This window comes from Tateyamaria sp. (assembly GCF_039940735.1).
GTDB lineage: Bacteria > Pseudomonadota > Alphaproteobacteria > Rhodobacterales > Rhodobacteraceae > Tateyamaria.
The window spans coordinates 1-12,375 of record NZ_JBDVGB010000014.1; the positions used below are offsets into that span (position 1 = coordinate 1).

General features: G+C 56.9%; 9 protein-coding genes. 2 read left to right on the forward strand and 7 right to left on the reverse strand.

The annotated features are described in order from the left end of the window. Nucleotides 1–1,752, forward strand: a 1,752-nt coding sequence (locus tag ABJF76_RS01940; protein ID WP_413822498.1) for a penicillin acylase family protein, incomplete at its 5' end; no start/stop codon positions are given. A 58-nt stretch (nt 1,753–1,810) separates the two neighbouring features. Next, a complete protein-coding gene (locus tag ABJF76_RS01945) occupies nt 1,811–2,362 on the forward strand; it encodes a pseudouridine synthase (protein WP_413821490.1) in 552 nt (183 codons plus the stop codon). Nucleotides 2,363–2,411: 49 nt separating this feature from the next. On the opposite strand, the gene hflX is transcribed toward ABJF76_RS01945, so the two are convergent. The 7 genes from hflX to ABJF76_RS01980 form a co-directional block, all read right to left on the reverse strand. After that, entirely contained in the window at nt 2,412–3,677 is a 1,266-nt protein-coding gene (gene hflX / locus ABJF76_RS01950) for a GTPase HflX (protein WP_413821603.1), read from the reverse strand. Between the two features lie 5 nt (nt 3,678–3,682). After that, the gene (gene hfq, locus ABJF76_RS01955; RefSeq protein WP_007119530.1) at nt 3,683–3,922 is read right to left on the reverse strand and encodes an RNA chaperone Hfq; all 240 of its coding nucleotides are present in this window, start codon (nt 3,920–3,922) and stop codon (nt 3,683–3,685) included. A gap of 128 nt (nt 3,923–4,050) precedes the next feature. After that, the gene (locus ABJF76_RS01960; RefSeq protein ID WP_413821489.1) at nt 4,051–5,598 is read right to left on the reverse strand and encodes a TrkH family potassium uptake protein; all 1,548 of its coding nucleotides are present in this window, start codon (nt 5,596–5,598) and stop codon (nt 4,051–4,053) included. Then, nucleotides 5,598–6,974: a Trk system potassium transporter TrkA gene (gene trkA / locus ABJF76_RS01965; RefSeq protein WP_413821488.1), complete on the reverse strand. Its 1,377-nt coding sequence runs from the start codon at nt 6,972–6,974 to the stop codon at nt 5,598–5,600. Before trkA ends, ABJF76_RS01960 begins: the two co-directional genes overlap by 1 nt. Nucleotides 6,975–7,259: 285 nt before the next feature. Continuing rightward, nucleotides 7,260–8,675, reverse strand: a complete 1,416-nt coding sequence (locus ABJF76_RS01970) for a sigma-54-dependent transcriptional regulator (RefSeq protein WP_413821487.1) — start codon at nt 8,673–8,675, stop codon at nt 7,260–7,262. Then, a complete protein-coding gene (locus ABJF76_RS01975; protein WP_413821486.1) occupies nt 8,672–10,912 on the reverse strand; it encodes an ATP-binding protein in 2,241 nt (746 codons plus the stop codon). Before ABJF76_RS01975 ends, ABJF76_RS01970 begins: the two co-directional genes overlap by 4 nt. A gap of 100 nt (nt 10,913–11,012) precedes the next feature. After that, nucleotides 11,013–12,374 (reverse strand): response regulator, encoded by a 1,362-nt coding sequence (locus tag ABJF76_RS01980; RefSeq protein ID WP_413821485.1) that lies wholly within the window; start codon nt 12,372–12,374, stop codon nt 11,013–11,015. Nucleotide 12,375 lies beyond the last annotated feature (1 nt).

Consider the following 12,375-nt stretch of genomic DNA (forward strand, 5'->3'; position numbering starts at 1 on the left):
TCTTTTGCCGATATTGACGACAGCGCACACCCCCTGTCGCCCTTCGCGCCACGAGGGTTTGCAGGCGCGTCGAACGCGTGGGCAGCCGCCGCATCACGATCTGCCTCGGGGGGGACATTACTGGCCAATGACCCGCATCTGGGCTTATCCGCACCTTCTGTATGGTATCTTGCCCGGCTCGAACTTGGCAGTGGCGGCGTTATTGGCGGCACCATTCCCGGCATGCCGATGGTGCTGACGGGGCGCTCTGATCGGCTTGGCTGGGGGCTGACCTCGGCCTATGTCGATGATCAGGACATTCTGATCGAAGAACTGAACCCGGCCAATCCAAAGCAATATCGCACACCCGATGGGTTTAAAGACTTTGAACAGCGCGATTCAATCATTCAGATCAAGGACGCCGACCCAATCACCCTAACCCTCAGCTGGAGCGACAACGGGCCGATATTGCCCGGCCGCTTTCGCGATCTGGAAACCATTACACCACCCAGCCATGTGGCGGCGTTGTCCTGGACAGTGCTGTCCCCTAGCGACACCTCCGTCAGCGCCGCAATTGGTGTGATGAAAGCCCAAACTGTCGCCGAAGCGATCACAGCCGCTGAATCCTACATCGCACCCGCCCAGAACCTAACATTGGCGGATCGCGGATCGATTGCGATGAAAACCATCGGCGCGATCCCGCGCCGTGACACCGCGCATCAAAGCCAAGGGCGGATGCCCTCGCTTGGGTGGCAAAAAGAAAACCGCTGGCAAGGGCGCATGCCCTACGCGACCAACCCCGGTTTTGTGTCACCTGCAGGCGGCATTCTTGGCAACACCAACAACAAAATGATCGATCGCCCGTTTCCAAACCACGTCAGTTTTCTGTGGGGCGACACGCAGCGCGTGCAACGATGGCGGCGCTTGATGCAAGCACGCGAAGTACACACGCGCGACAGCTTTATCGAAGCGCAACTTGACACTGTGTCCTTCACCGCGCGCACTCTGCTGCCACTCATGGGGGCCGAACTGTGGTTCACAGGCGAAGCAGCACCCGAAGGCACGCCCGAACGGCAACGGCAACGGGCGCTGGCCCTGTTGGCTGGATGGAATGGCGCCATGAACGAACATTGGCCCGAACCGCTGATCTATGCCGAATGGCTGCGCGCGCTTCAGGACCGGATGGCACGGGACGAACTTGGCCCCATGGCCGACGCGCTTACCCATGTCGAACCTCTGTTTATCGAACGTAGTTTTCGCAACATCGACGGTGCTGCAAGCTGGTGCGACGTGCGTCAATCCGCGCCTGTGGAAACCTGTGCCGATATGGCACGGCTTGCCTTGGATGACGCGCTGCTATCGATCAATGAAACCTACGGGACGCAATTGGAATCCTTGCGCTGGGGCGACGCGCATCAGGCGCATCAAGACCACCAAGTGCTCGGCGAAGTTCCCGTGCTGAAGCATTTTGTGAATATTCGCCAATCCACCTCCGGAGGTGACAACACACTTCAACGCGGATTGACTAAGGGCAGCGGCCCGAACCCATTCGCAAATATTCACGGAGCCGGGTATCGCGGCGTCTATGACTTTGCGGACCCCAACAGCTCGGTCTTTGTCATCTCAACAGGACAATCGGGACACTTTCTGTCGCGCCATTATGACGATCTCGCGCAGCTTTGGAGACGCGGCGAATACATCCCAATGTCACTCGACGAAGGTCTGGCACGCGCCGCAAGTGTCGGCGTCACCCGCCTCGAACCTCTAAAGTGAAACGCAGCCTGATGCTTCATTGTTCAAAAAATACTCATGTACTGTCAGCCAATTTGACATGACCACGATCTTGTTCAACAAACCTTTCGGAGTGCTTTCGCAGTTCACCGACAAAGGCACTGAAGGCTCTCCGCGCCCAACCCTGTCACACTATATCGATTTGCCCGGTGTCTACCCCGCAGGACGTTTGGATCGTGACAGCGAAGGGCTGATGGTTCTAACCAGCGATGGGGCCTTACAGGCACGTATCGCAGATCCAAAGTACAAAGCCGCAAAGACTTATTGGGTACAGGTCGAAGGCACAATCACACACGATGCCTTACAGGCCCTCGCAACGGGCGTAACACTGAAAGATGGGCCAACCCGCCCAGCAAAAGCGTTGGCAATTCCAGAACCCAAAGGGCTCTGGCAACGCGACCCGCCCATCCGCATGCGAAAGACCGTACCAGACAGCTGGCTGAAACTCAGCATCCGTGAGGGGCGCAACCGACAGGTGCGACGCATGACGGCCCATGTTGGGTTCCCCACCCTACGGCTCATCCGGGCCGAAATCGGTGCCTGGTCTTTGGACGATTTGCCAGTCGGGACTTGGCGCAAAGTCGGAGACTGACACAGTCTCCGACCCAGAAATCGTTACGATTTCTGATACGGTCTTTGTTTCAAAGACCGTCGTAGCGCGCCTTTTGAATAGCCGTCCAACGCACCCTCAATGTAAATCCGTTTTCATCCTGCGTTTCGTCTTGCACCACATCCTGATCATACAGCCATGCGCGTTTACGCCCGTCTGCATAAGGCAAAACAAACGTCTCGAATGACACGGTCGCTTGCAGCGTTTCGGCCACATGTTCCAGCACAGGCGTCAGCCCCTCGCCAGTCAAAGCCGAGATCGCAAAAACATTTTCCTCTCGCGCGGCGCGGGCACGCGCTGCATCAGCAGCATCATCCGACAACACGTCAAGCTTGTTCCAAAGTTCAATCTGCACGCGGTCGTTCCCAACCCCGAGATCGCTTAGAATGGTCGCAACATCTTCGGCCTGCGCTTCGGTTTCTGGGTGCGAAATATCGCGCACATGCACAATGATGTCAGCGGCCAGTACCTCTTCCAATGTCGCACGGAACGACGCGACCAATTCCGTGGGCAAATCCGAAATAAAGCCCACTGTATCGGACATGATCACTTCGGGACCTGTCTCCAACTCCACTTTACGCATGGTTGGGTCAAGCGTGGCAAACAGCATGTCTTTGGCCAGCACCTCCGCCCCGGTCAGACGGTTGAACAGCGTCGACTTACCTGCGTTCGTGTAGCCCACCAGCGCAACGATTGGATACGGCACTTTGGCTCGTGCCGCGCGGTGCAGGCTGCGGGTTTTAACCACTTTCTCAAGTTGGCGTTTCAGACGTACAAGTTGGGTGTCAATGGCGCGGCGGTCCGCTTCGATCTGCGTCTCGCCGGGACCACCAACAAACCCAAGCCCGCCACGCTGGCGTTCAAGGTGGGTCCATGCGCGCACCAAACGGGTGCGTTGATAGCTAAGTGCGGCCATCTCGACCTGCAACACACCTTCGCGGGTGGCGGCGCGATCGCTAAAAATCTCAAGGATCAAACTCGTACGGTCGAGTAACTTGACCTTCAACGCCTTTTCCAGATTGCGCTGCTGCACAGGCGTCACCGGGCCGTCGATCAACACCAATTCGATCTCTTCGTCGTGAAACCGTTTGGCAAGCTCTTCGATCTTGCCCTTACCGAACAGCAAACCGGCCTGCGGGCGTTGAAGGCGTACGACGTCGCTGCCCACGACCTCAAGTTCGTGCAACGCATGCGCCAAAGAAACGGCCTCAGCCAGCGCGAGATTGGCCTCGCGCCGGTTAGGGTCAGATTTGATTTCGGGATGGATCACCCATACGCGGGTGACGTCCGGCGCGATATCGCTCAAGAGGCGTCTTCGCCCTCATACAAGCTGATCGGCTGGCTTGGCATGATCGTCGAAATCGCGTGTTTGTACACCAATTGGCTTTGCCCATCACGGCGTAGCAACACGCAAAAGTTGTCAAACCACGTAATAACGCCTTGTAATTTCACGCCATTGATCAAAAAAATTGTTACGGGCACTTTGGTTTTGCGCACGTGATTCAGGAATGCATCCTGCAAATTCTGTCTGTCCGAGGCCATTTTTGCTTCGCCTTTTTTTCTTGCTTGGTCTGCGGATCAGACCGTCCCATTGGGCTAAGTATGTCGTGGGGCCAAAGAACATTCCACCCCAAAAAACAGCCCCCCACGCAGGTTGTGCGAACACTGGCCTAGCCGCGCCACAAATCCGGCGTCAAAAGCGCAATAATCGCCAGCATTTCCAGCCGCCCAAGCACCATGGCCGCTACAAAAATGCCCTTGGCCAAACCTGCCAGATCAATCAACGAAATTGGCGTGCTGGTGGCCACATCCAAAAGCGGACCCGTCGTCGAAAGTCCTGCGACGGCAATCACAAGGCCGGTTTCGAAGGGCACGCCAGTTGCTGCCAAAGCGACCGTGATCACGGCCAGCGTCAAAGCGAACAACATGAAAAAGATCCATGCGATGAATGCGCCGCCCTTTTGAATACGGCGCCCCATTACGTGACCGCCCCCGATAGAAGACGGGTGCACAAGCTTTTCCATCTCGCGCAACCCATTGAGGTATAACGCAAAAACGCGCAGCAACTTGACCCCACCAGCCGTCGTCGCCACCCCACCACCGATCAATGCAAGCCCCATCAGCAACAGCCCCGGCGTCGCAAGGCCAGACCAAGATTGCGCATCAGACCAATTGGCCGAACTGAACCCCGTGGTGGTCAGAAACGACATCACCGTAAACGCACTGCCCCAGAACGCGCGAAATGCCCCCATCAGATCGGTTTCGGCATTCACATCGACCGCGCCTATAAAGTGACGCGCAAACAACACCACCGGCACCGCAATCACCAAGGCCAACCCGATCCGAAATTCAGGGTCGGCGCGCAATCCCCCCATATCCGACGTCGCCGTGTCCGTCGAAAACGTCAGGCGCGACAGGGCAAACAGCATGAACAAAAACATCACCATTTCACCCGTCAGGCCCGACTCTGCGCCAGTCAGTCCCCCCACAGGCGAAATTCCTGACGTTGCCAAGACCGACATGGCGTGAATGACCGCAACCAGCCCCGCATCGCCCCCAATTGCCAGCAGGACCCACAACAACAGCGTCAACGCACAATAAATAGGCACCAAAACCGCCGCGACTTTGGTGATACGAACACGCGCCTGCGGGGCGCTAATACTTGTGTCATGCGATGTGGTGCGCCCCGGCTCGGCCCGGGCTGTGACTTCGAAACCGCCAAGGTTGAGTGGCGCCAGAATGGCAGAGGCTGCGATCCACATCAAAAGCCCCCCCATCCACGCCACAAGCGCGCGCCACAGGTGCAGTGCCCCGTTCAAGCGCTCTGGGTCTTCGAATACCGTGGCGCCCGTCGTCGTGATCGCGCTGACCATCTCGACATAGGCGTTCAGGAACGTCGTGGTCCCCAATCCTTCGTAGAAAGGGACGGCCAAAATGGCAGGCAGAAAAACAAAGGCGGAAAACAGCGACATCAATGGCCCCAACGCCCCATGGCGTGGATCACGGCCCGCATGCGCCAGCCCAATCATGGCAAAAATGCTGAGCCCCAGTATCGCGCTGTATAGAAACGCACGCGCCGTTTCCAATTCGCGCACAACCCCGCCATAGATCGCCGGCACCAACATCATCGCCGAAAACACCCCAAACAGCAGCAAAAAAAGCGGCAATCGAATGAGTGTGCTGGAAAAACCGGTCGGGACGCGTTGATAAAGTTGCATTAGAAAAAGTCGATCGAGACCTGCATCAGGCGCTCTACCTCGGGGACATCTTTGGCCAGTGCAAACAATGCGATCACATCGCCCTCATCGATGCGGGTGCGTCCGACGGGGCGAATAACTTTGTCGCCCTTCCGCACTGCGCCGACCAACACGCCCTCTGGAAAGTCTATCTCGTTGATATTTTTGCCTGCCATTGGTGATGTGCCCAGCACTTCGGCCTCGATCACCTCGGCATCTGCGTCGCCAATGGAATAGACGGCGCGCACCCGGCCATGACGGATGTGGCGCAAAATAGAAGACACAGTGGTCGAACGCGGGTTGATATAGGCATCAATCCCAAGCGGTCCCATCATCGGCACAAGCGTTGGATCATTGATCAGAGCGATGGCATAAGGGCAACCTTCGGCCTTGGCGCGCACAGCCGCCAGCATGTTGGTTTTGTCATCGTCCGTAACGGCCAGCATTGCATCGGCGCGCGCAACACCCGCTTCAGTCAAAAGCGCCACATCCAGCCCGTCGCCATGTAGCACGATGGTCCGTTCCAATGCCTCAGCGGCGTGTTCGGCGCAATTGCGGTTGCGTTCAATCATTTTGGTGCGCACGCGGTTAGTGCGGTTTTCCAAAGCACTGGCCACAGCCAGCCCCACGTTACCGCCTCCAACGATCACAAGACGTTCCTGTTTGGCCATGGTTTTGCCAAACACCTCCATCGTGCGCGGCACGTCATCCACATGAGAGAACACATAGGTTTCGTCGCCAGGCAACAAATGATCCCCAGCATCCGGGGCAAAAAGCGTACCGTCACGGCGCACCCCAACCACCACAGCGCGCAGTGTCGAAAACAAGTCGGTCAACTGTTTCAACGGCGTGTTGAGTACGGGACAGTCTTCGTCCAATGCGATGCCAAGCAGTTGCGCTTGGCCGTCAATGAACATTTCGGTGTCAAATGCAGCTGGCGCGCTGAGGCGCTGCAAAGCGGCGGCCGCCACTTCGCGTTCGGGGCTGATGACCACGTCGATGGGCATGTGATCGCGTCGATATAGGTCAGCATAGATGGCCGAAAGGTAAGCCTGCGATCGCAGACGAGCGATCTTGCGATTGATGCCAAAGACCGAGTGCGCGACTTGGCAGGTGACCATGTTAACTTCGTCAGAATAGGTGGCGGCGATGATCATATCCGCATCCCGCGCCCCTGCCCGGTCCAGCACGTCTGGATAGCTGGCGAAGCCCGCAACGCCCTGTACGTCAAGCGTATCAGTGGCGCGGCGCACCAGATCTGGATCGTTGTCCACGACGGTGACGTCGTTGCGTTCTCCTGACAGATGGCGGGCGATTTGCCAGCCAACTTGACCTGCGCCGCAGATAATGACCTTCATGAGCGTCCCCGGTTTCGCGCGTTCAAAGTCGCCTGTTTCACCGGGGGTGCATGACAGACAGCACGCCTTCGGTCAACACAGGCTAAACGGGATCAAACGGTGCGAACAGTGGTTGTTGTCGCAACCTTTGCACAGCTCAAAACAGCCCAAGACCCCATTTATTTTCGCCACTATCTACGAAATGTAAATCGCCAATAAAACGATGCGTTTTCAGATCGCTACAGTTAAAGAGGTGTGGCTTTCTATGTTAGAAAACACCCGCAAACCGCATCGATTTGCGTCTTCTCAGTCTACATCAGCGTCAGCGTCTTCATCCAAATGCGCGACACGCGCACCTGCCTTTGATGACGTCACGACTCCCAGTGATTTCAGCTTACGGTGCAATGCCGAACGCTCCATGCCTACAAAATTCGCCGTCCGGCTGATATTGCCACCAAATCGGTTGATCTGTGTCAGCAAATACTCGCGTTCGAACGCCTCGCGGGCCTCGCGCAGTGGCAACGTCGCCAAAGCGCCAGACAAAACAACGCGCCCCTCTTCACCCGTTGGTTCCTCAGTACCGGGCAATTCGCGCGCCTCGATTGGGCCCGTGCCATCGCCAAGGATCAGCACTCGCTCCACCATATTTTTCAGCTGGCGTACATTGCCCGGCCAGACCATCGTTTGCAGCAAAGCCGAGGCATCATCGCTCAAATCTCGTTTCGGCAGACCTTGCGCCGTGTTGAATTCTTCGATGAAATAATCCGCCAGCAATGGGATATCTTCACGCCGTTCTTCAAGGCTGGGCACCGGGATCGGCACAACGTTTAGGCGGTGATACAGTTCTTCACGGAAGGTACCCGCTTCGATGGCCTGATCCAGATCGCGGTTGGTCGAGGAAATGACTCGCAAATCTACGCGCACTTTGTCCGTGCCGCCCACGCGTTGGAAGGATTGATCAACCAGCACTCGCAATATCTTGGTCTGGGTGCCAAGAGGCATATCCGCCACTTCGTCAAAATAGATGACACCGCCATGCGCCTGTTCCAACAGGCCTTTTTCAACACCCCGTTCGCCCGTTTCGCGACCAAACAACACGTCTTCCATGTTCTCGGGCGCAACACCCGCGCAATTGACGGTGACAAAGGGCGCTTCGGCTCGGTTCGAATTGGCGTGGATATAGCGCGCCGCGACTTCTTTGCCCGCACCCGCAGGGCCCGTCAGCATCACACGGCCATTGGATTTCGTAACTTTGTCGAGCTGCCCAACAAGGCCGCGAAAGCATGCGGATGCGCCCACCATCTTAGCTTGCGCCGCTTCCGGGCGACGCAACGACTGGTTTTCGCGTCGCAAGCGTGACGTTTCCATCGCGCGCCGGATTACCACAAGCAATTGGTCAATATTAAAGGGCTTTTCGATGAAATCGTACGCCCCTTGCTTGATCGCGGCGACTGCAATTTCGATATTGCCGTGACCAGAGATAATCACGACAGGCACATCCGGATTGTCGCGTTTCACAGTCTTGAGGATATCGATCCCATCCATCTGGCTGTCTTTCAGCCAAATATCGAGGATCATCAGCGCCGGCGCCTCGGTGTTCACGGCCGCCATCGCGTCGTCGGAATTGCCCGCCAAGCGCGTGGCATAGCCTTCGTCCTCCAAGATGTCCGAGATCAGTTCCCGAATGTCGCGTTCATCGTCGACAATTAAAATATCGCTCATACCGCTTGCTCCTGCTCAACGTGGGCCGAGGCATCGAACGGCAGTGTCACCACCGCCATGGCCCCGGAATGGGTGTGGCCCGTAAAAAGGGCCGCATCATCGAGGGTCAAAGTGCCCCCGTGTTCTTCGATAATCTTTTTGACAATCGGCAAACCAAGGCCGGTGCCTTCGTCGCGCGTCGTCACATAGGGTTCAAACAGCCGCGCCCGATCTTCGGGTAGCCCGATGCCGTTGTCAGAAATTGTGATGACAGCGCCAATCGCTTCAGACCGCATCGCCACCTCAACGCGGCGTTTATGGTCTTTGGGCGCTTTGTCTTTTCTGTAAAGCGTTTCAATAGCTTCACCGGCGTTCTTCACCAAGTTTGTAAGGGCTTGGGAAATCATCGTCGCATCGACGTCTATCAGAACTTCAGCCTTAGGAAGGTCGGCCACGATTTCGACTTCGGGTTGGCCGGATTGTTGCAAAACCACGGCATCTCGGACAATCGCGACAAGGTCATGGCGTTTGCGATCAGGTTCCGGCATCCGCGCGAATTTTGAAAATTCGTCGACGATACGACGCAAATCACCCGTCTGACGGATGATCACATCGGTCATCTGTTCAAGGCTATCGCTGTCCTCGCCCACTTTCGGTGCGAACTTGCGCTTAATCCGTTCCGCGCTCAGTTGGATCGGCGTCAGTGGGTTTTTGATCTCGTGCGCAATGCGGCGCGCCACATCGCCCCACGCGGCCATGCGCTGCGCGCTAACCAGATTGGTCACATCATCAAAGGCAACAACATAGCCCTCAAGCCGTCCATCATCGCGGCGGCGTTTCGCCATACGAACAAGCAGATTTTCCAATCGCCCGGCGCGCGTCACTTTAACCTCGTCTGCGGCCACTTCGGATTTACCTGCCCGCAACAGTGCAAATAGTGCTGCAAATTCCGGCACCGCAACGGCCAAAGGCACGGATTCGCGGTCTGCTTGCCAGTTTAGCAGCCGCGCGCCCGACTTGTTCACAAAGGTCACTTTACCCTTAGCATCGACCCCGACGACACCCGAAGTTACCGACCCCAACACAGAATCAAACAACCGCCCACGGCGCTCAATCTGTTGGGTGTTGTCCATCAAAGTTTGACGCTGCGCCTTAAGCTGTTTGGTCATTTGGTTAAAATATCGCGACAGCATGGCGATTTCGTCATCGCCTTCTTCTTCGCGCACTTGCACATCCAAATCACCCGCCCCGACGCGCTGCGCGGCACCTGTCAGGCGACCCACAGGACCGGACAGGCGTTCGGCAAACCAAAGGCCTAGCCAGATCGCCGCCAAAATTAGGATGACGGCAAATCCGATGTACAACAGGCCAAACTCGAACAAGACCCGGCCGCGATCGTTTTCCAGCTGTTCGTATAGCCGTACGGTTTCCTGCGTTTCATCCAACAAAGACAGGATTTCGCCGTCGACTTGTCGGCTGACGTAAAGAAACCGGTCAACATAGCTGCCCAATGGCACAAGTGCGCGGAACTCGTTGTTCGTCCAATCTTCTATGACCGTCCCACCTTCGTCGATGGCGACTGCAACTTGTTCGACTGAAGGTTGTTCAAAATCAAATAGATAAGATCGGCTGCCACGTGCGCGCATATCGCCTGTGCCATCCACTAAATAGGCTTCGCGCAGGCCGCGTTGAACTTGAACTTGCCCTTCGCTTAAAACTTCTCGGTCGCCGACCACTTGCTGTGCGCGCACCGTATCGATGTAGCGAGCCAATGCCCGTGCATCGGTCATAAGGTCTTCGCGCTGTTCGGCCTCGTAGGCTTCGGCCGCCGCCAAAGACGCCCCAACAACGCGGCTGACCCGATCCGAAAACCACCCCTCAAGCCCGATATTAACGGTCAGGCCGGCAAAGACCGCAACCGTCACCGTCGGGATCAGCGCCAACAATACAAACGCCCCAGTTAAGCGTAAGTGCAGCCGCGACCCCGCGGATTTTGCCCGGCGCGCCGCGATCAATCGCCCGACTTGCGACAACACAAGGGCGGCGACGACCAAAATGTAAACAAAATCCGTAAGGATCACCAAGCGCAACGAAGGAGAGCTGGACCCCTGTTCAAGTGGGCCAAGCACCAAAAACGTCAGCAACGCCAATACAGGCCCCAGAACCACCAAACCCAGCGTCGCGGCATTGCGCACACGTCTGCGACGACGCAAACGTCCAAGCTGCAACCACCAATTGGTGCGTGTCCGCGATGCCACGTGGCATATCCTCGATGATGTAGCACAGTGTGCCTAAACCGCTAAGTCCTGTGATCTATCACGCCATCACGGCGCAGATGCCACAGGTTGTGTGGCAGTATTACATCAATTTGCGGCGGCGTGTCACCTCTATATCGAGATCCGTGATTTTCTTACGCAAGGTATTGCGGTTAATACCAAGAAGATCGGCACATTTCGCCTGATTGCCACCTGTGGCGTCCAGTGCGATCTCGATCAATGGGATTTCCACTTCGCGCAGGATTCGCTGGTACAAACCCGGAGGCGGCAACATATTACCGTGCAAATCAAAGTAGCGCTTGAGATGGCGCGCCACGCTTGCCCCCAGTTTTTCCGTATCACCAGCGCTGCGGATCGGTTCAAGTTCGGGCTGGTTGCCAAGCACTTGTTCGACCTCAGCGGCGCTGATTTCGACCGCGCGGCTTGTCAGCCCCAAACGACGCACGGCGTTTTCCAACTGACGCACGTTGCCCGGCCACGAATAGGTGCGGAAAATCTCGGCGGCATCTTCGGACAAAACCCGGCGCGACTGGCCGCTTTTTTCGCCGCGCACAAGGAAATGTTCGGCCAACAGCGGGATGTCTTCAACGCGTTCGCGCAATGCCGGAACATTCAAAGTGGCCCCCGACAGGCGATAATAAAGGTCCTTGCGCACGTGCCCCGCTTCCATGGCGGCCGTCAAATCGCTTTGGCTTGTGGCCAAAAAGCGCGGCGCATATTCACCTGGCGTGTCCATCATGCGCACGACACGGGCCTGAAGTTCTTCGGGAATGTCGCCGATTTCATCCACCAACAACGTCCCCCCCTTAACCCGCGCCAATACGCGTGCCGGGCCTTCGAGGTCCTGTAAATCCACAGCCGTCGCCGTCACAAACGGCAACGAACGACGGTCGGAAAAGTCGTGAATGGCTTTGGCGATCAAAGACTTACCTGTCCCGCTTTCGCCCCAGATCAACACAGGCAAGTCGGTGTTCATCACCCGCGCAACGACACGGTATAGCGATTGCATGATCGCCGTGCGCCCCACCAAAGGCAATTCATCCGGGCGCCCGTCTTCGGGCACCGGCACGCGATTGTGGCCTTTTAATTCCAACGCCTTTGCCGTGCGTTTCATCAAGTCCGGAAGGTCAAAGGGTTTGGGCAAATAGTCATATGCCTCGGCCTCGGCTGCCTGAATCGCTGTCATGATGGTGTTTTGGGCCGAGATGACGATAACAGGCAGTCCGGGGCGGTCTTCGGCAATCTTTGGAAGCATTTCCAAACCATTGCCGTCCGGCATCACCACATCAGAGATCACCACATCACCTTTGCCCTCGCCCACCCAACGCATCAGGGTGGTCAGTGACGAGGTCGCATGCACTTTACACCCGGCGCGTGTCAAAGCTTGGGTTAGAACAGTGCGGATCGTGCGATCGTCATCCGCGACAAGTACAGTGCCATCCATC